Genomic DNA, 23,391 nt, shown 5'->3' with positions numbered 1-23,391 from the left:
CCACGACCGGAAAATTGGTGGGTTACGCCGCGCAGATGCGCCTTGCGCATCTACAGGGCTAACCCACCCTACGCACTGCGTTAGAGGATACCATGGGATTCAAATGCGGGATCGTCGGATTGCCCAATGTCGGCAAGTCGACCTTGTTCAACGCGCTGACCGAGACGGCCGCGGCCCAGGCCGCGAACTATCCGTTCTGCACCATCGAGCCGAATGTCGGCGAGGTCGCCGTGCCGGATCCGCGGCTGGAGAAGCTTGCCGCCATTGCCAAGTCGGGCCAGATCATTCCGACCCGGCTGACCTTCGTCGACATCGCGGGCCTCGTCCGCGGCGCCTCGAAGGGGGAAGGCCTCGGCAACCAGTTCCTCGCCAACATCCGCGAGGTCGACGCCATCGCGCATGTGGTGCGCTGCTTTGAAGATTCCGACATCACCCATGTCGAGGGCAAGATCGCCCCGCTCGCCGACATCGAGACCATCGAGACCGAGCTGATGCTCGCCGATCTCGACAGTCTCGAAAAGCGCGTCGATAACCTCACCAAGAAGGCCAAAGGTAACGACAAGGACGCCAAGGAGCAGCTCGACCTCGTCAACCGCACCTTGGTGCTGCTGCGCGAGGGCAAGCCGGCGCGCCTCGTCGAGCGCAAAGCCGAGGAGGAGCGCGCCTTCGGGATGCTCGGCCTGTTGTCGTCCAAGCCCGTGCTCTATGTCTGCAACGTCGAGGAAGGCTCGGCCGCGTCAGGCAATGCGTTCTCCAAGGCCGTGCAGGACCAGGCCGCCAAGGAAGGCGCGGTCGCCGTCGTCATCTCTGCCAAGATCGAGTCCGAGATCGCCACCATCTCACGTGAAGAGCGCGCCGACTTCCTGGAGACGCTGGGTCTGGAGGAAGCCGGCCTCGATCGCCTGATCCGCGCCGGCTACACGCTGCTCGACCTCATCACCTATTTCACGGTGGGCCCGAAGGAAGCGCGCGCCTGGACCATCCATCGCGGCACCAAGGCGCCGGGCGCGGCCGGCGTCATCCATACCGATTTCGAGAAGGGTTTTATCCGCGCCGAGACCATCGCCTACGAGGACTACGTCGCGCTCGGCGGCGAAGCCGGCGCGCGCGATGCCGGCAAGCTCCGGCTCGAAGGCAAGGAATACGTCGTTGCCGACGGCGACGTGATGCATTTCAGGTTTAATACGTAAGCTGGATCTCGTGCCCCGGACGCAGCGCAGCGCTCTTGCGGTGCGCTGCAGAGCCGGGGCCCAGAAGACTTGATTGCGGATGCATGGGTCCCGGCTCTGCGTCGCGTCATTTCATGCCGCGCCGCGTCCGGGACACGAGACCTCACCGCATCCCGCCGCCCTGGTCGCGGATCGCGCCGAGATGCTCGTTGATGCGGAAGACGATCAGGATCAACTCCGCGAGGATGCGCGAGAACACCACGCCGACGACGACGCTCGCAATCGACGACAGCAGCACCAGGAAGCCGCCGAACGGGCTGATCGCCATCGCGGCCAGGCCGGAGAAGATGCCGGAGAGGCCGAACAGGCAGATCAGCGCGATCACCAGCCAATAGAAGGTCTTGATGATCGTCGGCGTGATGAAGCGGTCCCACTGAAACAGGTCGCTGAATGAAAACATTGCTCTCCCCAGGGCATTGGGCCTTGGTAAATGGATCTCGGTCCTCGGTCGATCCGACTCAGATCAACGCCGCCACCCGGTATGTAGCACGAGCCATGCGGGCCGGCGGGTTGAGATTGCCGCAAAGTGCGGCCACAATCTGTCATTCCTGCAAAGCTTTCCCAAGATGACCCTGACCTTCGAAGATTTCCCGCCCGGCCGGTTCGGTACGTTCGGCCCGCGACATGTCACCCGCGACGAGATTTTGGCCTTTGCCGCCGAGTTCGATCCGCAGCCCATGCATCTGGACGAGGAGGCCGCCAGCAAAAGCATGCTGCGCGGCCTGTCCGGCTCGGGCTGGCACCTCTGCTCGCTGATGATGCGGATGATGGCCGATGGTTTCATCACCCGCGCCGCATCGCTGGGGTCGCCCGGCGTCGACGAGGTGCGTTGGCTGTCGCCGCTGCGGCCCGGCGATGACCTCATGCTCGATGTCGACGTGCTGGAGGCGCGCACGTCCAAGAGCCGGCCCGAGCTCGGCATCGTCAAGTTCAAATGCACCGCGCGCAACGCCAAGGGTGAGGCGCTCGCCGAGATGACGTCGCCGATCCTGATCAAGCGCTGCGAGGGAGCGGTCTGATGCGGTTCTTCGACGACATCGAGATCGGTCAGCGCCGCGAGATCGGCACCTATACGTTCACGGCCGAGGCCATCAAGACATTCGCCGCCAAGTTCGATCCGCAGCGTTTTCATCTCGACGAGGAGGAGGGCAAGAACTCGCTGTTCGGCGGGCTCGCCGCGTCGGGCTGGCACGTTGGCTCGGCCTGCATGAGCCTGCTTGTCGCGGACGGCCAGCGTCTGGCGCGCGAGGCGGCCTCGCGCGGCGAGGAGGTTGCGGTGTGGGGCCCGTCGCCGGGCTTTCGCGACCTGCGCTGGATCAGGCCGGTGCTCGCCGGCGATACGATCGCGTACGTCAATGTCGTCACCGACAAGCGCAGCTCGGCCTCGCGGCCTGGCTGGGGCATCCTGACCGCCCGCACCACCGGCACCAACGAGCGCGGCGAGGAGGTCTATTCCATCACCGCTTCAGCCTTCGTGCCGATGCGTGCGAAGGCCGGTTAGATCTGTTCCAAGATGAACGGTCCAAATCGGTGGGCAAGTGTTGCTCGCGCGCTATGGACGGGATTCGGGACGGCTGCCATAAGCCTGCGCAACATGGTTACCCCTCGCAGTTTGGCGGGAACCAGTCAGTTGCTAACTAATTATGAACCTGTCGCTGTCTATTTGAAACGAATTGGGCAGACGACAGGGGACGAGGACCATGGCTGATCGCGGCGCACTCAAGCTCGTTGGATTTATCTTCGCGACCGCGACGCTGGCCGTGATGCTGGTCGCCGGCATGGTGGTGAAGGGGTATGCCGATGGCGCCTACACCCTGGAAGCCTCGGCCGTCGACGCCAGCCGGTAAGAGTTCGTTCATTCTTCGCGGCCGGCATCCGGCCGCCGCATCTCAGCGGCTATAGACGAACGCCAGGATGGCGATCGCAACCGCCAGCAGCCCGACAAAGCGCAGCATGATCGTGCCGAATTGATTCGGCGCGGGCCGCAATGGTATCGGGTCCGTGGTGTCGGGCCGAATGCTTTCCATGTGAGATGTCCCCAAGCCCGGCCGTGGCGGCACGGGCGCCTGGCATTGGTCGCCAGGGACGGGGGGAGGGTTCAAAGTGAACGGCGCTGGCTGCGTTGACGATGTGAACGCGTATCCACCGCAGCGCCGTCGTCGCGGCCACACCCTCCGTTGTCATGCCCCGGCTTGACCGGGGCATCCAGTGCGCCGAGACCTCTCGCTCGATCACTGGCTTCTCTGGAATACTGGATCGCCCGGTCAAGGCCGGGCGATGACACCTTTGTTGGAGAGGCAGTGTGGGCCCTATCGCACCTCCCAGAATCAAAACCGCCGCGCTCCCTGCCGGGAACGCGGCGGTTCGGTGATGCTTGGTCGAACGATCAGCTGTTGCGCAGGCCGTCGGCGGCGCGCTTCCACTGCGCGACGTTGTCGGCGATCATGCGGGTCGACTTCATCGCGGCCTGGCTGAGCTGGGCATAGCCGGAGATCTCGCGCTGGACGCGCTGGCCTTCGGCATGGAGCAGATCGCGCAGGCTCTCGAGCTCGGAGATCAGGTTCTCGATCTCGGCGAGCGAGGTGCCGGCGACGCGCTGGATCAGCGAGTTGACGTTGTTGACGGTGGCTTCCGCGCTCGGGTCGAGCGGCGGCGCGTCGGTGGTGGTCGACGCCGGACGGCGCAGATAGGCGATATCATTGCGGACGAAATCACGGATCCCGGCCTCGACCTCCGTCACGGCGGCAAGGTTGGTGTCGACCGTCTCGGTCTCGGTGGCTTCGATCTTTTCCGGACGCATGGCGTTCATCGTTGTTCCCCTGTTCGCGTTGAGCGCAGCGCGAGTGTCCCCCGCACGACGACGTCTGTGAGGCTTCCCTATCAGGGCGTCCGATTTTGACCGCAAATGGGCCGAGATGCGGCAAGGGCGGACCATTCGGGGGTTTTGCCGTGGCATATGGTTAGGAGAGTGTGAATGGCGTTGCGGCGGTGGATACGCGGCTCGGTCGGCGCCTCACTCCCTCGCCCCGCTTGCCGGGAGAGGTAAGAAACTCACCAGCTTTTCTTGAAGCCGGCCGTCAGGCTCTTGTTGATCGCGCCTTGGGAGGTCTCGCCGACCGAGCCGGAGACGGTGACGTTGTCGAACAGCTTTTGCTCGGCGCCGACTTTGCGCAGCCATTTGTCGTCGGTGGTCGACAGCGTCTGGCCGGCGGTGATGCTGGTGCCGGTGTCAGTGAGAGTAACCTTTGCGGACTGGTCGGTTTCGTAATTGCGGGTGATGTGGCCGCCGATGCCGGGCACAGCGGCGGTGCCCTGCTGGTTGACGCTGTAGCCGTTCTGGAGCGTCAATGAAGTGTCGCTCGACAGCGGCACCGATTTGGTCAGCGAGGCCCCGATCTTGCTCTGTTCAGAGCCGGGATCGACGCGGGCTTCGACCGCGGTCTTGTCCCAGATCGAGCCCGCGCCGGGCGCGGTCGCCGTCGCCCAGGCGCTGCCCGAGGATTGCGGCAGGTTGCCGCCGTTGGTGGCCTTCTGCGCCAGCAGCTCGGACATCGTCCGCGGCTCGTTCGTCACCGTCATGTCGGCGCCGATCCGCGTATCCCAGAACGAGAACACGGACTGCTTCACCTTCACCGCCGAGGACCCGTTCGCGTTGGCATTGGACGACCAGTCCAGCCCGTCCTTGGCGGCGGCCTGGGCGCGCTTCTTGGCGGCCAGGGGGTCAATGCCGGTGCCGGCATCGACTGCGAGCTGGCTCCAGTCGAGCTTGTCGACGTCGATGCCCTTGAGCACGTCGGGGTCGTTGACGTCGGGCGCCTCTGCCACGGCCTCCGTCGCGGCCTCGTCGTCAGCCGCGGTCGCTGGTGGGGAGAAGGGCGGAATGATCTGCGCCGAGACCGTCAGCACCGAGCCCAAAATGAATGCGGCCCCCAGCACTGGCAGCCTGGTCCAGCCAAACCCTGTCGAGAATTCCATCGTCCTGCCCGCGAGCCCCAGCGCATGCTTTCCGATAATATATATCGGCCGTCAGCAAAGACCATGCGCCATTCCGCGCGGGAAAATGCTGGTCCATCGTTGCGAAATTGTGGCGGTGCCTTCGAGGCCCCGAACCAACGGGCCGCGCCAAAGGCGCGCGCCCGATGACGAGTTCTTGACGCGACGGCATCCGGCGGGGCTGGAGGCCAGGACGTCGCAGCCGGCATCATCATCGGTCCCGAACAGCGGGGCCCGTTGGCGTCCCCCTCAGCCGACGCTGGTCATCTTCGGCAGATGAATGGCGCGGCCGAGTGCCTGCTCGACCAGGTCGAACGTGTCGATCAGGACGCGCATGCTGACGAGCTTGCCTACCCTGAACTGGGCGAACTGCGCGACCCGCAAGCTGATCGGCTTGTTGGAATCGAGGGCGGTCAGTGAATAGCGCACCATCGAGGCGGCGGAATCGACGCCGAGCATGATGCTCTCGCGGTCGAAGCGGCGGACCTGGAAATTGTCGGCGAGCTGGCGGATGACGTCGAGCACGGCGTCCTTGCCCTGGCGCGCGCCGAGGAACGGAAACATGTCGATCGGGCCGTAGAGCGCCCATTCGACGTCCTCGTCGATCAGGGCCTCGATATCCCCGAAATGCCGGTCGTTGATCGCACGGTGCAACGCGCGCGAGAAACGCCAGAGGCTGTGCTCTGTCATTTTGGGCCGTCCTGAAGCTGGCTTGCGAAAAAAACGGAAAAGGACCCCATGCGCAGTCAGGCGCCGGGGAGGATCAACTCATTTGTATGCGAACAAAATACCGAACTTCGGCCAAAACGCAATTCACGTTTTCGCAATGCACAATTGAACGGACTTTGTGAGATCTACAATAGAACCCCGTAACCTTCCGGGCGCGGGTTCCGATCCGGAGTCCGGCCGGGAAGATAAGGATCAATCCACCCGCGCACCCGTGATCAACGGGCCGATCTCGCGCTCCAGCACCTGCTGCACCAGATCGTAGGAATCGATGATCTCGCGGATCTCCGCCACCAGCCCGCCCCGGAACGTATAGAACACGGCCATGTCGAACTGCACGATGCGGTCGTTGCTGCGCTTCCTGAAATAGGTGTTCATGTAGGTCGCGACCGCCTCGCCCTCGGCGACGACGTGTGGCGCCTTGTAGCGGACCTCCGAATAGCGCGACCAGATCGTCTGCCAGAGCTCGCGCAGCTCGGCCTTGCCGTGGCGCGGCACCATGTGCGGCAGCACGTCGATCGGCGGGTGGGTGAGGAAGTCGACGTCGTCGGTGCAGCACGCCAGCGCGGCCTCGATGTCGCCGCGCGCGAAGGCGTCGAGCAGATGCAGCACGCGTTGCCTGTTCAGCGATTCAACCGTCATGCTGCTCCCGCCCTCGTCGGCAGTGGATCACAAACGCTACCGCGGGCCTCGCGGGTCCATCAATCCGCAAAAACACAGGGTGCTTGCCAACTATGACGCGCGAGCGCCATGCCGCGTTCATGGGGGGCGATGGCGGGCCGCGCACTCGGCTGCGTGCGGACTTTTGCTCCTGGCGATGACGCCCCACGCCTATCTGCGAGGCGTGCGTGGCCCAGGTGCTGGAACTCGGACCCATCCGCGCTCGTTGAGGGTCTGACATCGCATCCGGAGACACCGATCCATGAAATCTCTTGTCGCCATCGCCACGGTGCTGCTGATGTGCAGCGCGACCTCCGCCGTCAACGCCAAGGGCTGCATCAAGGGCGCCATCGTCGGTGGCGTCGCCGGCCATTATGCCGGCCATCACGGCGCACTCGGCGCCGCCGCCGGCTGCCTCTACGGCCGGCACCACGCCAAGGAGCAGGAGAAGCAGCGACAGCAGCAGGGCCAGGTGAACGGGCAGGGGAAGTTGTAGGACGCCCTGCATCCGCGTCGGCTCTCCATTCTTGCCCAACTGAGGTGCGTGAGGGGAAGCCGCCGCGCGTCGGACGACAGTCGGAGCCGTGCTCCCTCGACCCGTCATTGCGAGCGCAGCGAAGCAATCCAGAATCCCTCCGCGGAAAGACTCTGGATTGCTTCGCTGCGCTCGCAATGACGATGTTGGAGCAGTTGTGAGCCGCCTTCCTGCTCAAGCTCTGCGGCAATCACGATCTCGTCCGCGATCCCGGCGTCGCCATCGCCTCGCTCGCCCACGCACTATTCGCCGTGAGCTTCGGTCCGAGCTTCCCGCACCTCTTCAAGACCGTGAGCCGAAATTCTTCGAAGCCCATTTGTCGCTGTCCGACAAGATCACGGCATGGCGCACCCAGCCGGTCGCCTCGCTTCAGCTCGTCACCCTCGTGCCGCTGCTGTCGGTGACGGCGAGCGTGGGGTGAGGAAGGACGTCTCTCCGCCGTCATTCCAAGACGCTGCCGGCGGGCCCTAGCCACGAGCGGCATTGTCGATTCTAGCCCTACCTCTTCTTCCACCCCCCACGCCGCCCCGGCATCCCACCCGTCGACTTCGGCGCCGGCCCGAACTCCGGCCCCGACTGCCGCGAATCCGTCGGCTGTATGATGCGACTCGTGCTTCCGAACGGCTTTGCCGGCAGCGTCTGCTTTTCGCGGTAGGGCAGCGATTCCGGGCCGTGCATCTCGTCGAGATGTGGCTTGTGGACCTTCGAGCCGCTGTTGCTGCCGCTGGCTTTCAGCGCCGAGCCCACGGTCTTTTTCTTCATGGCGCTGACGGGCAGGTTGGCGGCATCGCCGTACTTCCTGGTGCCGGCGTAGGCGCCGGCCTTGCCCTGCACGGTGCGTTGTTTTGCGGTGGGGTCGTCGACGACCGCAAGCTCGGTGGCGCGCAGGCGCTTGACCTCGTCGCGCAGGCGCGCGGCTTCCTCGAAGTTCAAGTCGGCGGCGGCCTCGCGCATCCTTGTTTCGAGATCGGCGAGCACGGCTTCGAAATTGTGGCCGATCGAGATGACGTCGTCGGTCATGTCGTGGCCGCCGACTTCGACCAGCACGTGGTCGCGCTCGTAGACCGAGTTGAGGATGTCGCCGATCTGCTTCTTCACGCTCTCCGGCGTGATGCCGTTGGCATTGTTGTACTCGACCTGTTTTTCGCGGCGCCGGTTGGTCTCGGCGATGGCGCGCTCCATCGAGCCGGTCATCTGGTCGGCATAGAGGATCACCTTGCCGTCGACGTTGCGCGCGGCGCGGCCGATGGTCTGGATCAGCGAGGTCTCGCTGCGCAGGAAGCCTTCCTTGTCGGCATCGAGGATCGCGACCAGCGCGCATTCGGGAATGTCGAGGCCTTCGCGCAGCAGGTTGATGCCGACCAGCGCGTCGAACGCGCCGAGGCGAAGATCCCTGATGATCTCGATGCGCTCGATGGTGTCGATGTCGGAGTGCATGTAGCGGACGCGGATGCCCTGCTCATGCAGATATTCGGTGAGGTCCTCCGCCATGCGTTTCGTCAGCACCGTGACGAGCGAGCGATAGCCGGCCTGCGCGGTGGCACGCACCTCGCCGACGAGATCGTCGACCTGGGTGCGGGCCGGGCGAATGTCGACCGGAGGATCAATCAGTCCGGTGGGGCGAATGACCTGTTCGACGAACACGCCGCCGCTCTCGTTCAGCTCCCAGCCGCTCGGCGTCGCCGACACCGCGACCGTCTGCGGCCGCATCATGTCCCATTCCTCGAAGCGGAGCGGGCGGTTGTCCATGCACGACGGCAGGCGGAAGCCGTATTCGGCCAGCGTCGCCTTGCGGCGGAAGTCACCGCGGAACATGGCGCCGATCTGCGGGATGGTGACGTGGCTCTCGTCGGCGAAGATCAGCGCGTTGTCGGGCACGTATTCGAACAGCGTCGGCGGCGGCTCGCCGGGCCGGCGTCCCGTGAGGTAGCGCGAATAATTCTCGATGCCGGCGCAGCTCCCCGTCGCCTCCATCATCTCGAGGTCGAAGGTGGTGCGCTGCTCCAGCCGCTGGGCTTCCAAGAGGCGGCCCTGGTTGTTGAGCTGGTCGAGCCGCTGCTTCAGCTCTGATTTGATCGACTTGATCGCCTGCACCAGCGTCGGGCGCGGCGTCACATAGTGCGAGTTGGCGTACATCTTGATGAATTCGAGCTCGTCCTGCTTGTGGCCGGTGAGCGGATCGAACTCCTCGATGGTCTCGATGGTGTCGCCGAACAGATTCACGCGCCAGGCGCGGTCCTCATAGTGCGCCGGGAAGATGTCGATGACGTCGCCCCTGACGCGGAACGTGCCGCGGGTAAAATCGGCCTGGGTGCGCTTGTACTGCAGCGCGACGAGGTCGGCGATGAGCTGGCGCTGGTCGATGCGCTCGCCCTTCTTCAGCGCGAAGGTCATCGCAGTATAGGTCTCGACCGAGCCGATACCGTAGATGCAGGACACCGAGGCGACGATAATGACGTCGTCGCGTTCGAGCAGCGCGCGCGTCGCCGAGTGGCGCATGCGGTCGATCTGCTCGTTGATCGAGGAATCCTTCTCGATATAGGTGTCGGTGCGTGGGACGTAGGCTTCCGGCTGGTAGTAATCGTAATAGGAGACGAAATACTCCACCGCGTTGTCCGGGAAGAAGTTCCTGAACTCGCCATAGAGCTGGGCTGCGAGCGTCTTGTTCGGTGCCAGGATCAGCGCTGGGCGCTGCGTCTTCTCGATGACCTGCGCCATGGTGTAGGTCTTGCCCGAGCCGGTGACGCCGAGCAGCACTTGCGTGCGGTCGTTGCGCTGGACGCCTTCGACCAGCTCCGCGATCGCAGTCGGCTGGTCGCCCTTGGGCTGATATTCCGACTTGATCTCGAAGCGCACGCCGCCTTCGGACTTTTCCGGCCGCGGCGGGCGGTGCGGCGTCCACACCTTGGTGGACCCGTCGTCCTTGCGGAACTCCGGCCGGCCCTCGCGGATCAGCGATTCCAGCGCATCCGCGGTCGCCTTGACGCCGAGTGCCTCCATCTTGGAGCGCGGCGGACGCGCCAACGCCTCGGCGTCGTCCTCCTCGGTGGGCAATCCAAGCTGCCGTGCCAATTCCGGATCGAGCGTCGGGATCGTGGCCGCGGTTCCGTAATTGGCCTGCGGTGCTTCTTCCAGTTCGCCAATTTCGGTGGATTGCCGGGCGCCCGGCGGCTGCGGATTGGGCCGCAGCGGCATCGGCGACGCATTATCCTGGGGAAACGCCTTCGGCGTCGAGGCCCGCGCGCGATGGGCCGCGGCCTCGCCGCCCGAGCGGCGGTCGCGCGAATTGTCCGGCGGCGGCTGCAGGCCGGTGCCCGATCCAAGCCCGGCATCGCCGCGATTGATCGCGGGATTGAGCAACTCGGCCAGCGCCGGCCCGATCGGCTGCACGTCTGGGCGATGAGCTTTGGAATTTGGCGCCCTGGAATTCAGGGCCTTGGTCTTGGGGGATTTGCCGGATTTTTCGGAGGATGCAGGTTTCTTCGCCATGCAGCGAATATGGGACGAGTCCGCCCCGCAATAAAGGGCGAATGCCTGTTGCTATGCAGGCTGCTGACAGCAGGTTGGCAGCAGGATCGGCGGTCAAGGCCAAGCCGGCTCCGAGGGCGGCCTGCTGCAATGGAACCCGAGCTTGTGGAAAACGCCGCAGTCGTATCGGATTCCAACCGCAACCCACTCGCGAATCGAAACCTCCCATGGCGACATTCGCCTATAGGCTGAGTTTTTTATTTACGAAATTGGGGGCGGGGAATGCTGTTCGGAATGGGACGCCGCATTGCCGCGGCGGCCGTTGCGCTGTCGATGCTGTCGGGCTGCGCGGAGATTGATCGAAGGGGTGGAACGGTCGCGGAGATAGAGGACTACGTACTCTTCGTTGCCAATACGAAGAGCCATAGATTGTTCAGATCGTACCTGTTGGCCGGTGTACTGCTCGCAGCCGCACGACAAGGTAGCCACAACGAAACTGACAAGGCCGCGATCGAAGGAAATCTGAAAACAGTTCTGACCATCTCGTCGGAGGCGTACAATTGCCTTTATCCAAGGGGCACAGGCAAATACATCGTCGTTGGTTTCGACGATGCAACCAAGGTACAAAATGCGCCTAACAAGATCGGAACGATCGATGCGTCCGGCTATACGGAGCCTGCCATCTGTCAGTTCTTTGACGAGAAGATGGCGCGACTCGATTACGCCCTTTTCAGGCTCGCATTGTCTTCATTGTTCAACGCTCAGAGCAATGTCTACTTGGGCGAAATCCGTGACAAGCTGATGGGGAAGATTCCGGTCCTGTCGTCGACCGCGAAGGCCGCGATCTACGCCAACAAGGCGGTCAACGAAACGACGACAATCGTCGATGACCTTCTCAACTTGAGTTTCTCGAGTGCGGGGCCGGTCGTCACCTTGCTGCCGCTCTACAGAGATTCGCTTGAGATCAATCTGTGGCTTATCATCGATAACCTGACGCGTCGTTGCTCTACGTTTGCGTGGGCAATTGATTGGAATGCGCCCGTTGATGCGACATACGATATTTCGTCAGAAGCGGCAGTCTGCAAAACTCTCGCCTACGCGCGCTACATCGTGAACAACGGCAACGGTAATTTGCGGCTTTGGCGGGCGTTTGTGTCGAATATGAACTACGCCACACTCAATTTCGATGCTTACGTTCCGCATTTTTATCTCGTGACGGCATTCATTTGGCGGACCTGCAAAAGCTTCTTCGACGCCGAGAATGCTTGCAAGACGGTGATGGCCAGGACACTTGCGGACGATCCCGTATATAAGGAAATCTTCGAGCAAAGGTATTTTATCAGGGGGACGGGTGGACGCTTCTATAGCGTCAAGCGGCAAACGCCGACCGAATATGCGCGTCAGCCCGTTCCGACTCGTCCCTCCGAACCGCCAAGCGCAGTTGCGGCCCCGCGGCGTGAGCCAGAGTCCACAGGCTCGATCGAGCAGTCAAAGCCCGCCGCACCTAGCGTGCCGACGCGGTAGTCGACATGCGACGCGCGCGGGCTCCTGGCAGCAGGGGCTCACGCCGCCGGCAGCGGACCCTCGTCGTCCGCGCTGGCCTGATACGGCGTCAGGATGTCGAGGTGGATGCCGCCGCAATCGGTGCAGCGCATGGTCCAGTACTCGTTTCCGGCGCGCCCGCCGATGACCCGCAGCACGGCGAGATCACCGTCGCATTCCGGGCAATTCGACAGCACAGTGCGGCTGTAGATCCTCGGCCGCGACGTGTCTTCGAATTCGATGACTGACATGACCGGTTGCCCCTTCTTGCGCTGCGCTGTCCCTGGCTGGCTTGCCGTCGTGGCCGCTTATTCGTCGTCGCTGTCGGTCCGCCGGCGGAAGCGGTCGATGTGATGCTTGGCGTCGGCGATCGCGGCGTTCTGATCGGGCCAGGCGAAGCCGACTTCCATGGCCGGAAACAGCACGCCGTCGATGGCGAGGGGGCTGAGATCGGCGCGGCGAATGCGGGCGTGCCAGAGGCCTTTGCCAGCCTCGAAAGATTCGATGTCAAAGCCGTCGTAGAGCGTCGTCATGGTCGTCCCCGAAGTTTTCCGTACGTGTCTTGTTGGAGGGTCAGGGGACCACGTTTGGGTATTTCGGAATGTGAAGCCGTTCACAAGCGGCCGGCTTTTTTGCTGTCGGGCGTCAGTTCCGCGCGGTAGGACGGCCCGTTCGCTTCACCGGCCGGGCGGCGGGTTCCGCCGCCGCGCGCATGATCCAGCGGCGGAACGCGGCAAAGTCGCGCTGCTCGGTCTGAAAGCTGCGATAGAGCAGATACCAGCGCATGCCCTTGGGTACCGAGAGGTCGAATGGCGCGACCAGCCGGCCGGCGGCGAGGTCGTCGTCGATATAGGGGCGGATGCCCATGGCGATGCCGAGCCCGTCGGCCGCGGCCTGCAGCGCCTGGCCGTAGAACTGGAACTCGGGCCCGCGCGCATTGATGCGGGTGACGCCTGCGGCCTTCAGCCAGATCGGCCAGTCCTCGGCTGAGTGCGCCACGCGGATCAGGCTCGGGCCCTTCAGGTCGGACGGGCGCTTCAGGCCGCTCGCGAGGCGGGGCACGCAGACCGGGGTGAGGTCGCCGGCGAACAACGGCTCGGCGACGAGGCCGGGCCAGTCGCCGGTGCCGAGCTTGATGCCGCAGCTCCAGTCCTCGCCGAACGGCACCGACGCCCCGCCGGTGGTGAAGCGCACTTCGATATCGGGCTCCTCGCTGCGAAATTCCGACAGGCGCGGGATCAGCCAGCGCATCGCAAAGGTATGGCCGACGCCGATGGTGAGCACGCGGACGCTTGCAGGCGCCGTCACCTGCGCGGTGAGGCTGGCCAGCGCATCGAAGATCGGCGTCAGCCCGCTTTGATAGGCGCGGCCGGCCTGCGTCAACACCAGGCGGTTGGCCTTGCGCTCGAACAGCGCAACGCCGAGCCGCTCTTCCAAGAGATGCACCATGCGGCTGACGGCGGCTGCGGACACGCTCAGCTCGAGCCCGGCCGCAGCAAAGCTGCCGGTCCGCGCCGCCGCCTCGAACGCCTTGATGCCGTTGAGAAACAGCAGCCGCCGCAAATGACCCACCCTCAGGAAAGCTGATGCCAGGCCAAGATAACTCAGTTTGCGAAGCCAGGGCAAGCGAGGCACCTTCTCCTTCGCCCTTCCCCGCAAGCGCGGCGCGGGAATCGGCAGCTTGCGTCCCTTACCTGCCGAAAGGAGAACGACCCCGTGACGCCCATCATGATCGCTGCCCTCGGATTGCTGATGGTCGCCACCGCGTTCCTGTCGGGGCTGTTCGGCATGGCGGGCGGGCTGATCCTGATCGGCGTGCTCCTGGCCCTGATGCCGCTGCCGACCGCGATGGTGTTGCACGCGATCACGCAGATGGCCTCGAACGGATGGCGCGCGTTCCTGTGGCGGGCGCATATCCGCTGGCGGCCGGTCGCGAACTACATGGTCGGCGCCGCCATCGCGCTCGCGGCGTGGTCGCTCACCCGCTACGTGCCGGACAAGCCGATGGCGCTGCTGCTGCTCGGCATCACCCCGTTCATGGCGCGGCTGTTGCCCGCGAACATCAAGCCGGATCCCGACCGTCTCTGGCAGGGTACGGTCTACGGCACGATCTGCATGGGCCTGATGCTGATGACCGGCGTCTCCGGCCCGCTGCTCGACACCTTCTTCCTCGGCGGCAATTTCGGCCGGCGCGAGAAGGTGGCGACCAAAGCGATGTGCCAGCTCGTCAGCCACTTCACCAAGCTGATCTATTTCGGCGGCATCATCGATCAGGCGGCGAGCCTCGATCCCGTGCTCGCCGGCGTTGCGATCGCAGCCTCGATGCTGGGCACCACGCTGGCGCGGCGCATCCTCGAAGCCATGACCGACCAGCAATTCATCGCCTGGTCGAACAAGCTGATCACCACCATCGCCTGCTATTACATCGCCTATGGCGGCTGGCTCATGGTTCGCACGCCAGTGCTGGCCGCCTTCGACAAGGGAGGTTTGCAATGAGCGAGACTGCCGATCCGCTGGTGCTGGACTTCGTCGAATGGGTCGCGCGCGAACCACGCGCCTATGCCGAGGTGATTTCGACCTGGAAGACCTCGTGCCCGCGCCTCACCATCTGGGAAGACGCCGCCGACCGCGGCTATGTCGCGCGCGAGACGATTGCCGGCCTCGGACTGGTGATCGCGGTGACGGAAGGCGGCGAGAGGTTGCTGCGCGCGAACGGGCGGTAATCTCTCCACATCGTCATTGCGAGCGCCAGCGAAGCAATCCAGAATGTCCTTCGCGGCGGCAGACTGGATTGCTTCGCTGCGCTCGCAAGGACGGAACAGCACATGTCACTCAAGCTCTACGAACTCGTCGGCATCGACGCCTCGCGTCCGTTCAGCCCGTATTGTTGGCGCACGCGGATGGCGCTGGCGCACAAGGGATTGTCGGCGGAATCGCTGCCCTGGCGCTTCACCGAGAAGAGCGCGCTTGCACCGCACGGCTCCGAGAAAGTCCCGGTGCTGCTGCACGACGACAAGCCGGTCGTCGATTCCTGGACCATCGCGAATCATCTCGAAGACAGTTTTCCGGACCGTCCGTCGCTGTTCGGCGGCGAGGGCGGCCGCGCCATGGCGCGCTTCATCAACGCCTTCGGCGACATCGCCATCGTCGGCGGCATCTTTCCGTTGATCGTCGCCGACATCCCGAACAATCTGGCGGAGAACGACGCTGCGTATTTTCGCAAGTCGCGCGAAGCGCGGTTCGGCGGCAAGAGCCTGGAAGAGGTCATGGCGAGCCGCGACACCGGCGTGGTTGCCTTCCGCAAGTCGCTCGAAGTGATGCGCCAGACGCTGAAGAAGCAGCCCTTCATCGGCCGCGACGCGCCGAACTATGCCGACTACATCGTGTTCGGCGGTTTTCAATGGGCGCGGGTGGTGAGCCCGTTCAAGCTGCTGGAGGCGGATGATCCGGTCTATGCCTGGCGCGAGAAGCTGCTCGATGCGTTCGACGGCATGGCGCGGAAGTCGCCGGGGTTTGCGGTGTAAGCTTCGTAGGGCGGGCAAAGGCGTAAAGCGCCGTGCCCACGTCTTCTCGCACACGCAAATGAAAATGGTGGGCACGCTTCCGCCTTCGCTCTTCGAGCTACGGCGGACAAGTCGCTTTGCCCGCCCTACGATACTGCCTCCGCCGCCCTGCGCAAGCACTCCCGGCACAGGCAATCCTCGCCCGCGACCGGCATCGGTAGCTTTGCTGTCTCCTCCGCGCACCAGCAATTGCCCGAGAGATCGCAACCGAACTCGGTGCCGCAGCGCGCGCAGGCGAGGCGGCGCGGTTCCGGCCTCGAGGATTCTTTCGGATTTGTCATGATTTGCGTCGAAGCTTCGCCGTGATTTTCATGTCGGGTTCATCGGTCGTTGCGGTATATTAGGCCTCGCGCGCGGACTCGGAAAGCGGCTCCCGGCACGCCAAGGACAAATCGATGGCCCGCGATTCGCAAGCCGCGCTCGTTGCGCTCAACCGTTTTGGCTTCGGTGCCCGCGGCGGCGCCTCGGGCGATCTGATCAACGCAGCCTCCGATCCGCGCGGCTTCGTAAAAGCGGAGCTCGCCCGTCCGACCGGCTTGCTGCTGGAGGCGCCCGGCCTGCAATCGACGCAGCAGCTCGGGCAGGCGGTCTTCGCCTATCAGGATCAGGTCAAGCAGGCGCGCGAAGCGGCAAAGGCCACAGCGCCCGCCGAGACGCCGGCGCCGACCGAGCAGAAGCCCGCGCTCCGCCGCAATCTCTCGCTGAACGCGGCCGCGACGGAGATCGCCGGCCAGATGGCACAGGCCAAGCCTGCCGACATCGCGGCGAAGCCGGAGTTGATGCAGCCAGGCGCAGCGGCGCCGGCCGCAAAGCCGGCGCCACAGCCGCTCAACGTGATTCAAAAGACCTTCCGCGCTGAAGCGCTGGCGCGGCTGCAGCGCGCGACGCTGGCAGAGTGCGGCTTCACCGAGCGTCTCGTCGTGTTCTGGTCCAATCATTTCTGCATCGCAGCGAGCAAGGGCGAGCTGGCGCGGATCTGGGCCGGCGCGTTCGAGCGCGAGGCGATCAGGCCGCACGTGCTCGGGCGCTTCGCCGACATGCTGAGGGCAGTCGAGCAGCATCCGGCGATGCTGTTCTTCCTCGACAACCAGCAATCGCTCGGCCCGGACTCGCGCGCGGGCCAGAATCGCAAGCGCGGCCTGAACGAAAATCTCGCGCGTGAGATCATGGAGCTGCATACGCTCGGCGTCGGCGGCGGTTATACGCAGGACGACGTCACCTCGCTCGCGCGCATCATCACCGGCTGGACCTTCGCCGGAAGGCAGGGGCAGTTAGGCCCTCCCGGCTCCTTCGTGTTCAACGCCAATGCGCACCAGCCCGGTCCGCAAATGCTGCTCGGCAAGTCCTACGAGCCGACGGGCCTCGCACAGGGCGAGGCCGCGCTCGCCGACATCGCGCGGCATCCCTCGACCGCGAACTTCATCGCCACCAAATTCGTCCGCCATTTCGTCGCCGACGATCCGCCGCCGGCGCTGGTTGCGCGCCTGCGCGATGTCTTCGTCAGGACCGACGGCGATCTCAGGACGCTGGCAACCGCGCTGGTCGATTCCGACGAGGCCTGGAAAGCGCCGCTGACGAAGATGCGCAGCCCTTACGATTTCCTCGTCGCCAGCGGCCGGCTGCTCGCGCGCGTGCCGGAGGATCCCGGCGCGTATCTCAACAATCTCAATCTGCTGGGCCAGCCGCTGTGGTCGCCGGCGGGGCCGAACGGTTTCCCGGATAGCAGCGCCGCCTGGGCTGCGCCCGAAGGGATGAAGCTCAGGCTCGATATCGCCGCACAGATGGGTGCGCGGCTCGGCAACAACATCGATCCGCTCGACCTCCTCGAATTCGCGGCGGCCGATGCGGCCTCGATCGAAACGCGGCGAACCGTCGAGCGCGCGGAATCGCGGCAGCAGGCGCTGGCACTGCTCTTGATGTCGCCGGAAATGCAGAGGAGGTGACGATGGACTGCACCGAGAACCGGCTGCTCACCTCGCGCCGCGGCCTTCTGCTTGGCGGCGCCTCGTTCGCGGCCTGGGCTTACCTGCCGAAATTCGCACGCGCCGCCGATGGGCGCGATCCCCGGCTGGTCGTGGTGATCCTGCGCGGCGCGCTCGACGGCCTTTCGACCGTCGCCCCGATTGGTGACCCCGATTATGCCGGCCTGCACGGCCCGATCGCGCTCGCGAGCGACGGCGCCCATCCCGCGATCATGCTCGACTCCTTCTTCGCGTTACATCAGGCCATGCCCGAGTTTGCGCGCATGTATCGCGACAAGCACGCCGCGGTGGTCCATGCGGTGGCGACGCCCTATCGCGACCGCTCGCATTTCGACGGCCAGGACGTGCTCGAAAGCGGCTATGCCGGGCCGGGCCGCGTGCAATCCGGCTGGCTCAACCGCGCGCTCGAAGCGCTGCCGCGCGGCGAGCGGGTGTCGAGCGGTCTTGCGGTCGGGCCCACCACGCCGCTGGTGCTGCGCGGCAATGCGCCGACCGTCGGCTGGGCGCCGCTGGTGCTGCCGCAGGCCGATGACGACACCGCGATGCGCCTCGTCGATCTCTATCGTCACCGCGATCCCTCCTTGGCCACGGCGCTGTCACAGGGGCTGCAACTCGACAAGGCCGCAAGCGGTGACGACATGAAACGCAAGCCCGGCAACGCCGTCGCACAGATGCGCCAAGTGGCGCGCGGCGCCGCCAAGCTGATGGCGGCTGACGACGGCCCGCGCATCGCCGCGCTCGCCTTCGACGGCTGGGATACGCATGCCAATGAAGGCGGCCCGGTCGGTCGTCTCGCCTTCCTGCTCGGCGGCCTCGACGGCGCACTCGCCGAATTCGAAAGCGGCCTGGCGGAGCGCTGGCGCGACACCGTCGTCGTCGTCGCCACCGAATTCGGCCGCACCGCGCGCATCAACGGCACCGACGGCACCGATCACGGCACCGGCACGATCGCACTGCTCGCCGGCGGCGCCGTGAAGGGCGGCCGCGTCATCGCCGACTGGCCGGGTCTCAAGCTCGCCAATCTCCACGAGGGCCGCGACCTCAAGCCGACCACGGACTTGCGCTCGGTGATCAAGGGCGTGCTGCAAGGGCAGTTCGGGCTGTCCGACCGCGTGCTGGCGGAAACGGTGTTTCCAGATAGCGCGAGCGCGAAGCCGATCAAGGGATTGGTTTCTTAACCTCTCCCCGCTCTTGGCGGGGAGAGGTCGGATCGCTTTGGCGCGCGATTGCGCGCCTGAGCGATCCGGGTGAGGGGCAGGGCACATTGTTGCGCAAAGGGGTAGTCCATCCGACTCGCATAATGACAGTGCCCGTATCGTGGTCTTCGCCTATAGTTCAAACCGAACTCGCCGAGACGGCCCCTCACCCCACCCTCTTCCCGTAAGAACGGGGCGAGGGAGCGAGAGAACGGTGCCTCCCTCACGATCGTCTTTGCAGGAGAACCACAGCCATGTACATCGCCATGAACCGCTTCCGTGTCGCCAAGGGCTCCGAGGCCGACTTCGAGCAGGTCTGGCTCACGCGCGACACGCATCTGGACAAGGTGCCGGGCTTCGTCGAATTCTATCTGCTGCGCGGGCCGGAAGCCGAGGACCACACGCTCTACGCCTCGCACACGGTCTGGGCGAACCACGCCGCGTTCGAGGCCTGGACCAAGTCGGAGGCGTTTCGCGCCGCGCATCAGCGGGCCGGCGACAACAAGCCGCTCTATCTCGGCCATCCCCAGTTCGAAGGTTTCGAGGTGATGCAGACGGTCGGGCGCGGCGCGAAGTAACGCGCCCCGCCGCAGAGTTCAGCTCAGAGTGATCTTGTCGATCTCGGCAAGATCATCCGCGCTGAGCTTCCACGCGATCGCCTTGACGTTCTCCTCGATCTGCTCGACGCGGGTGGCGCCGGCGATCACGCTCGACACCTGCGGGCGCGCGGCGAGCCATGAGAACGCGAGCTCGAGCATGCTGTGGCCGCGCGCCTTGGCAAAGGCCTGGAGCTTCTCGACCATGTCCTCGTTGCGCGGCGTGACGTAGCGGTCGCGCAGTCGCGGAGTTTGGCCGAAGCGGGTGTCGCCGGGCGCGGCCTCGCCCTTCCTGTATTTGCCGGTGAGGAGTCCGCTCGCGAGTGGAAAGAACGGTAACAGGCCGAGTTTGTATTCCGTCGCTGCCGGCAGCAGATCCTTCTCGATGTCGCGCACGACGAGAGAATATTCGTCCTGGCAGGAGACGAAGCGGCTCACGTTCATCGCGCGGGCGACGTACTCCGCTTCCGCGATACGCCAAGCCGGGAAGTTGGAATTGCCGATGTAGCGGATCTTGCCCTGGCGGACGAGATCGTCGAGTGCGCGCAGGCTCTCCTCGATCGGCGTCAGCGGATCGTAATCGTGCTGCTGATAGAGATCGATGTAGTCGGTCTTCAGCCGTTTCAGGCTCGCTTCCACGGCCGCCATGATGTACCGGCGCGAGGCGCCCTGCTTGGTGCCGTCTTCCGCCATGGGCTTGGCGTATTTCGTCGCCAGCACGATGTCCTTGCGGCGATCGCCCAGGACGGTGCCGAGCACCGTCTCCGAGCCGCCCATGTTCGAATAGATGTCGGCGGTGTCGAACAGCGTGATGCCGAGATCGAGTGCGCGGTGGATCACCTTGCGCGAGGTCTCCAGATCCGTGCGCTGGCCGAAATTGTTGCAGCCGAGCCCGACCGCGGACACGCGAAGGCCGGAGGCGCCGAGATTGCGAATTTCCATGGAAGATCCTGTCAGCGATGAGGGCGGCATTCTGACCACCGCGCACCGCAGCAGCAAGGCGCGCGCCGCGCTGCAGCCATGCTGGCAAGGCGGACAAAAAAACGCGGCCCCTGTCAGACGCGGCGACTGACGGGGACCGCTTTGGGGCGCTTGATCGGTGACGGGGGGCCTGATCAGACGCAGGTGCAGCCTAATCCCGCTATGTTACGCGCGGGTGACAGCGGGAGTTATCCACAGGGTGCGCGCGGGGATCAGAACAGCTTGCGATAGACGATGAAGCCGGAACGCTCCGCGACCTTGTCGTACAGGCGCTGCGCCGTGAGATTGGTCTCGTGCGTCTGCCAATAGACGCGTGGCGACCCCGCCAGCTTTGCGCGTTCGTAGACGCCATGGATCAGGGCCGAGGCGACGCCCTTGCCGCGCGCGGATTCGAGCGTGAACAGATCCTGCAGATAGCAGGACGGCTCGATCGCCGTGGTGCTGCGATGAAACAGATAGTTCGTCATGCCGAGCAGCTTGCCGTCGCTCTCGGCGACGAGGCCGTGCACCGGCTCATAGGCATCGAAGAAGCGCTGCCACGTCATGCGCGTGATCTCTGGCGCAAGCGCGGTCGGGCCGGAGCGGCCGTAGAAGGCGTTGTAGCCGTCCCACAGCGGCAGCCATTGATCATAGTCCTGCCTGGTGACGGAGCGAATGGTGAGCGACATGTGTGGAGGTCCCGCGATCGATGAGCTCACTTCATACGTGATGACAGGTGCAACGATCAATCGCGAAGGGCCGAATGGTCATTCCGCGACGCGCAGATAGCGGATCAGCTTGCGGCTGGTGGGATCGCGCAGCGAGCGATAGTAGTCGGCGCGTGCCGGCGGGTCGGTGTGGCGCACGAGGTCGGTTACCGGGGTATAGCTGAGCATCCGTCCGCCGTCCGGCAGCGCGGCGCAGACGAAGCGCAGCACTTCGCCGGTGCGCAGGGCGATGTTGATCGGCGTGGCATCGCCGGTCCGCACCATCTCCATGCGCTGCGCGATGAAGGTGCCCAGTTCGTCTTCGGGCAGCTCGAACGCGCCGGTGTCGCGGCCGTGATACATCAACGCGATGAAGGGCGGCTTGCCGTCGGCGATCTCGTCCGGCAACGCGAAATAATCGCGGAACGCGCGGTTGATGAACTCGGCCCGCGTCTCGGCATCGAGCAGCACGATGCCGATATCGACCTGGTCGAGCGCGGCCGACAGCCGCGCGGCCGTGGCATGGCTTCGGCGCTCGGCCGCGAACGTGCCGAGCAGCCGCTCCCGCATCAGGCCGATGATGAGGGCGGTGCCGGCAGCGGTGATGGCCAGGAGGCCGAGCTGGACGAGATCGGCGAAAGAGGTGGAAACGCCGTGACGACTGAGCAACAACAGCGTCGCACCGATCACCGCGACGGCTGCGCTGGTGATGGCGGAGGCGAGACCCGACAATGCGCCGGCGAGCGCCACGAGGCCAACGAGCAGCGGGGCCGGCGAGGGCGGGGGGATCAAGCGATCGGAGAGCATCGCCAGCAGCAGGGTTGCTGCCGTCAGCATCGGACCGGAGATCGCACGCCATCCGAACCGCATGGGCCAGTCTCGCTCCTCCCGAACGAGGTAAGGTCGCAACACTGGCTGATCGTTGCGCCATTGCGATGCGCTTTCGTGCGGTGTGCTTAAGGCGCGTTTGCCCGCAAGTCTCAGGCTTTCGGATGATTTTAGACCAAGTGCGCGTGCTTGAGCGGCTGTTGCAGCGCAGGCGCATTCAGCGTCGACGTCCCCGGCCCCTTGCGGGTGCCGACGACAATCAACAATGACGCCGCGACCAGGATGGCCGCAGTCAATGTGATTGCAACGACTAGTACAGGTGATTTCATCGACGTCCTGTCGCGATGCCGGCCGGCGCGGGGCATGCGGCGCCTTGAAGGCTGGACCAGGATGAAACGGGAATCAGACCGGCAGGCCCATCGCCATGGTCGCCTTGGTCGACAGCACCGTCAGGGTGACGATCAGGCACAGCGAGAGCGCGGCGACGGCGAGTGAGGCCGCGACCGCGTTGGTCAGCCGGGAAGACGCGACGGTGGCGGGATGGCCCTGAAAGCCTGCCGTGCCGGACGCCCGTGTCATGGTCTAAATCCTTCAACACGCGAGCGAATCACCCGCGACTTTCCACAATTTCCCAGTTTCAACCGGCAATATTGCGGCGGCTATCGCGGTGAAAATGGCCGGATTGCGGCAAATATTACCTTTATACCCGCTATTCCCCAGAGCAGGGCGGGGCACCGTCATGCGCTGGCCGCGATGCTGGCGGGGTCGTCGATGTCCGCCGGCCGCCAGTCCATCGGCACGAAGCCGGGCGCGGCTTCCACCCGCTTCAGCCAGTCCCGGATCGCCGGGAAGGCCTGGAGGTCGAAGTCGCAGCGGTCGGCCAGGTGGGTGTAGCCGTACAGCGCGATGTCGGCGACCGTGAGCTGGCGCGCGGCGAAATAGGCGTTGGTCTTCAGGTGGTTCTCCATCACCTGCAGCGCGCCATAGCCGCGTTCCATCCAGTCCTCCAGGGAATGGGTCTGCAGGTCGCGGCCGCCCTTGACGAGCGACAACCAGAAATAGGCGGCGCCGATATTCGGTTCGAGCGCGTGCTGCTCGAAGAACATCCATTGCAGCGCCTCGGCGCGGTCGATGCGATTCTCGGGCGCAAGCGGGGTGCCGACGGCGACGTACCAGAGGATGGCGTTCGACTCGGCGAGATAACGGTCGTCGCCGACCTCGAGCAGCGGCACCTGTCCTGACGGGTTCTTGCTCAGAAAGTCCGGCGTGCGGCTCTCGCCGCGCAGAATGTCGACCTCGATCGCTTCGTAAGGCACGTTGAGCAGCGCCAGCGCAAGGCGGACCTTGTAGCTATTGCCCGAGCGTTGCATCGAATAGAGCTTGTACATTCTGGAAGTTCGATTCCG

At 64.8% G+C, this 23,391-nt stretch carries 31 protein-coding genes; 13 read left to right on the top strand and 18 right to left on the bottom strand.

The genetic code is table 11. The annotated features are described in order from the left end of the window. Positions 1-92 precede the first annotated feature (92 nt). Complete coding sequence (gene ychF / locus XH84_RS16465; RefSeq protein ID WP_128921535.1) at positions 93-1,190, top strand: redox-regulated ATPase YchF; 1,098 nt, start codon at positions 93-95, stop codon at positions 1,188-1,190. 142 nt (positions 1,191-1,332) lie between these two features. On the opposite strand, the gene XH84_RS16460 is transcribed toward ychF, so the two are convergent. After that, on the bottom strand, positions 1,333-1,629 hold the full coding sequence (locus XH84_RS16460; RefSeq protein WP_128921534.1) for a DUF4282 domain-containing protein: 297 nt from the start codon (positions 1,627-1,629) through the stop codon (positions 1,333-1,335). Between the two features lie 166 nt (positions 1,630-1,795). Between XH84_RS16460 and XH84_RS16455 the strand changes: the two genes are divergently transcribed. From XH84_RS16455 to XH84_RS39850, 3 genes are all read left to right on the top strand, one after another. Next, positions 1,796-2,248, top strand: coding sequence for a MaoC family dehydratase (locus XH84_RS16455; RefSeq protein ID WP_128921533.1), 453 nt, complete (start codon positions 1,796-1,798; stop codon positions 2,246-2,248). Next, the gene (locus XH84_RS16450) at positions 2,248-2,730 is read left to right on the top strand and encodes a MaoC family dehydratase (protein ID WP_128921532.1); all 483 of its coding nucleotides are present in this window, start codon (positions 2,248-2,250) and stop codon (positions 2,728-2,730) included. The genes XH84_RS16455 and XH84_RS16450 overlap by 1 nt, the downstream gene beginning before the upstream one ends. A gap of 199 nt (positions 2,731-2,929) precedes the next feature. Beyond that, positions 2,930-3,076 (top strand): hypothetical protein, encoded by a 147-nt coding sequence (locus tag XH84_RS39850; RefSeq protein WP_164936510.1) that lies wholly within the window; start codon positions 2,930-2,932, stop codon positions 3,074-3,076. Positions 3,077-3,118: 42 nt separating this feature from the next. Here XH84_RS39850 and XH84_RS39845 read toward each other — a convergent pair whose 3' ends face one another. The 5 genes from XH84_RS39845 to XH84_RS16430 all read right to left on the bottom strand — a co-directional run bounded on the left by XH84_RS39845 (position 3,119) and on the right by XH84_RS16430 (position 6,590). Further along, positions 3,119-3,256, bottom strand: a complete 138-nt coding sequence (locus tag XH84_RS39845; protein WP_007614812.1) for a hypothetical protein — start codon at positions 3,254-3,256, stop codon at positions 3,119-3,121. A 359-nt stretch (positions 3,257-3,615) separates the two neighbouring features. After that, the gene (locus tag XH84_RS16445) at positions 3,616-4,038 is read right to left on the bottom strand and encodes a hypothetical protein (protein WP_097657569.1); all 423 of its coding nucleotides are present in this window, start codon (positions 4,036-4,038) and stop codon (positions 3,616-3,618) included. A 242-nt stretch (positions 4,039-4,280) separates the two neighbouring features. Further along, the gene (locus XH84_RS16440) at positions 4,281-5,204 is read right to left on the bottom strand and encodes a hypothetical protein (protein WP_128921531.1); all 924 of its coding nucleotides are present in this window, start codon (positions 5,202-5,204) and stop codon (positions 4,281-4,283) included. A gap of 267 nt (positions 5,205-5,471) precedes the next feature. Further along, the gene (locus XH84_RS16435) at positions 5,472-5,912 is read right to left on the bottom strand and encodes a nuclear transport factor 2 family protein (RefSeq protein ID WP_128921530.1); all 441 of its coding nucleotides are present in this window, start codon (positions 5,910-5,912) and stop codon (positions 5,472-5,474) included. A gap of 231 nt (positions 5,913-6,143) precedes the next feature. Further along, positions 6,144-6,590: a nuclear transport factor 2 family protein gene (locus XH84_RS16430; RefSeq protein ID WP_128921529.1), complete on the bottom strand. Its 447-nt coding sequence runs from the start codon at positions 6,588-6,590 to the stop codon at positions 6,144-6,146. Between the two features lie 280 nt (positions 6,591-6,870). Here XH84_RS16430 and XH84_RS16425 point away from each other — a divergent pair, with 280 nt between their 5' ends. Beyond that, complete coding sequence (locus XH84_RS16425) at positions 6,871-7,104, top strand: hypothetical protein (RefSeq protein WP_128921528.1); 234 nt, start codon at positions 6,871-6,873, stop codon at positions 7,102-7,104. A 104-nt stretch (positions 7,105-7,208) separates the two neighbouring features. On the opposite strand, the gene XH84_RS39840 is transcribed toward XH84_RS16425, so the two are convergent. Both XH84_RS39840 and uvrB read right to left on the bottom strand, forming a co-directional pair. After that, on the bottom strand, positions 7,209-7,382 hold the full coding sequence (locus XH84_RS39840; RefSeq protein ID WP_164936509.1) for a hypothetical protein: 174 nt from the start codon (positions 7,380-7,382) through the stop codon (positions 7,209-7,211). Positions 7,383-7,641: 259 nt separating this feature from the next. Beyond that, complete coding sequence (gene uvrB, locus XH84_RS16415) at positions 7,642-10,632, bottom strand: excinuclease ABC subunit UvrB (RefSeq protein ID WP_128921527.1); 2,991 nt, start codon at positions 10,630-10,632, stop codon at positions 7,642-7,644. A gap of 261 nt (positions 10,633-10,893) precedes the next feature. Here uvrB and XH84_RS16410 point away from each other — a divergent pair, with 261 nt between their 5' ends. Then, entirely contained in the window at positions 10,894-12,135 is a 1,242-nt protein-coding gene (locus tag XH84_RS16410) for a hypothetical protein (RefSeq protein ID WP_128921526.1), read from the top strand. 38 nt (positions 12,136-12,173) lie between these two features. On the opposite strand, the gene XH84_RS16405 is transcribed toward XH84_RS16410, so the two are convergent. The 3 genes from XH84_RS16405 to XH84_RS16395 form a co-directional block, all read right to left on the bottom strand. Further along, positions 12,174-12,404 (bottom strand): hypothetical protein, encoded by a 231-nt coding sequence (locus XH84_RS16405; RefSeq protein ID WP_128921525.1) that lies wholly within the window; start codon positions 12,402-12,404, stop codon positions 12,174-12,176. Positions 12,405-12,461: 57 nt separating this feature from the next. After that, positions 12,462-12,686 carry a hypothetical protein gene (locus XH84_RS16400; protein ID WP_028134417.1) on the bottom strand — a complete coding sequence of 75 codons (225 nt, stop codon included), beginning with the start codon at positions 12,684-12,686 and terminating at the stop codon, positions 12,462-12,464. Positions 12,687-12,798: 112 nt separating this feature from the next. Next, positions 12,799-13,716: a LysR substrate-binding domain-containing protein gene (locus XH84_RS16395; RefSeq protein ID WP_128921524.1), complete on the bottom strand. Its 918-nt coding sequence runs from the start codon at positions 13,714-13,716 to the stop codon at positions 12,799-12,801. 153 nt (positions 13,717-13,869) lie between these two features. Here XH84_RS16395 and XH84_RS16390 point away from each other — a divergent pair, with 153 nt between their 5' ends. From XH84_RS16390 to XH84_RS16380, 3 genes are all read left to right on the top strand, one after another. Beyond that, positions 13,870-14,649 (top strand): sulfite exporter TauE/SafE family protein, encoded by a 780-nt coding sequence (locus tag XH84_RS16390; protein WP_128921523.1) that lies wholly within the window; start codon positions 13,870-13,872, stop codon positions 14,647-14,649. Continuing rightward, complete coding sequence (locus XH84_RS16385) at positions 14,646-14,876, top strand: hypothetical protein (protein ID WP_128921522.1); 231 nt, start codon at positions 14,646-14,648, stop codon at positions 14,874-14,876. Before XH84_RS16390 ends, XH84_RS16385 begins: the two co-directional genes overlap by 4 nt. 102 nt (positions 14,877-14,978) lie before the next feature. Continuing rightward, positions 14,979-15,677 (top strand): glutathione S-transferase family protein, encoded by a 699-nt coding sequence (locus XH84_RS16380; RefSeq protein WP_128921521.1) that lies wholly within the window; start codon positions 14,979-14,981, stop codon positions 15,675-15,677. Positions 15,678-15,802: 125 nt separating this feature from the next. Here the strand turns inward: XH84_RS16380 and XH84_RS40820 are convergent, their stop codons facing one another. Beyond that, a complete protein-coding gene (locus XH84_RS40820) occupies positions 15,803-15,997 on the bottom strand; it encodes a cysteine-rich CWC family protein (protein ID WP_128921520.1) in 195 nt (64 codons plus the stop codon). A gap of 114 nt (positions 15,998-16,111) precedes the next feature. Here XH84_RS40820 and XH84_RS16370 point away from each other — a divergent pair, with 114 nt between their 5' ends. The 3 genes from XH84_RS16370 to hmuQ all read left to right on the top strand — a co-directional run bounded on the left by XH84_RS16370 (position 16,112) and on the right by hmuQ (position 19,472). Further along, complete coding sequence (locus XH84_RS16370) at positions 16,112-17,659, top strand: DUF1800 domain-containing protein (RefSeq protein ID WP_128921519.1); 1,548 nt, start codon at positions 16,112-16,114, stop codon at positions 17,657-17,659. A gap of 2 nt (positions 17,660-17,661) precedes the next feature. Continuing rightward, positions 17,662-18,876, top strand: coding sequence for a DUF1501 domain-containing protein (locus tag XH84_RS16365; protein ID WP_128921518.1), 1,215 nt, complete (start codon positions 17,662-17,664; stop codon positions 18,874-18,876). 272 nt (positions 18,877-19,148) lie between these two features. Further along, positions 19,149-19,472: a heme-degrading protein HmuQ gene (hmuQ, locus tag XH84_RS16360; RefSeq protein WP_128921517.1), complete on the top strand. Its 324-nt coding sequence runs from the start codon at positions 19,149-19,151 to the stop codon at positions 19,470-19,472. 18 nt (positions 19,473-19,490) lie between these two features. Here the strand turns inward: hmuQ and XH84_RS16355 are convergent, their stop codons facing one another. Then, positions 19,491-20,432 (bottom strand): aldo/keto reductase, encoded by a 942-nt coding sequence (locus XH84_RS16355; protein ID WP_128921516.1) that lies wholly within the window; start codon positions 20,430-20,432, stop codon positions 19,491-19,493. Between XH84_RS16355 and XH84_RS41405 the strand changes: the two genes are divergently transcribed. Next, positions 20,431-20,562: a hypothetical protein gene (locus XH84_RS41405; protein ID WP_283811953.1), complete on the top strand. Its 132-nt coding sequence runs from the start codon at positions 20,431-20,433 to the stop codon at positions 20,560-20,562. The two genes, XH84_RS16355 and XH84_RS41405, sit on opposite strands and share 2 nt — an antisense overlap. Positions 20,563-20,683: 121 nt before the next feature. Here the strand turns inward: XH84_RS41405 and XH84_RS16350 are convergent, their stop codons facing one another. From XH84_RS16350 to XH84_RS16335, 5 genes are all read right to left on the bottom strand, one after another. Next, entirely contained in the window at positions 20,684-21,139 is a 456-nt protein-coding gene (locus tag XH84_RS16350) for a GNAT family N-acetyltransferase (RefSeq protein WP_128921515.1), read from the bottom strand. Positions 21,140-21,217: 78 nt separating this feature from the next. Then, positions 21,218-22,027, bottom strand: coding sequence for a PAS-domain containing protein (locus tag XH84_RS16345; protein WP_128921514.1), 810 nt, complete (start codon positions 22,025-22,027; stop codon positions 21,218-21,220). Between the two features lie 128 nt (positions 22,028-22,155). Next, complete coding sequence (locus tag XH84_RS16340; RefSeq protein ID WP_164936508.1) at positions 22,156-22,314, bottom strand: hypothetical protein; 159 nt, start codon at positions 22,312-22,314, stop codon at positions 22,156-22,158. 73 nt (positions 22,315-22,387) lie between these two features. After that, positions 22,388-22,564, bottom strand: a complete 177-nt coding sequence (locus XH84_RS39835; protein WP_164718788.1) for a hypothetical protein — start codon at positions 22,562-22,564, stop codon at positions 22,388-22,390. A 158-nt stretch (positions 22,565-22,722) separates the two neighbouring features. Further along, the gene (locus XH84_RS16335) at positions 22,723-23,373 is read right to left on the bottom strand and encodes a glutathione S-transferase family protein (protein WP_128921512.1); all 651 of its coding nucleotides are present in this window, start codon (positions 23,371-23,373) and stop codon (positions 22,723-22,725) included. Positions 23,374-23,391 lie beyond the last annotated feature (18 nt).

It is taken from the genome of Bradyrhizobium nanningense (assembly GCF_004114535.1).
In the GTDB taxonomy this organism is placed as follows: domain Bacteria; phylum Pseudomonadota; class Alphaproteobacteria; order Rhizobiales; family Xanthobacteraceae; genus Bradyrhizobium; species Bradyrhizobium nanningense.
Note: the sequence above shows the minus strand (reverse complement) of the source record. Positions and strands in the feature narration are given on the sequence as shown.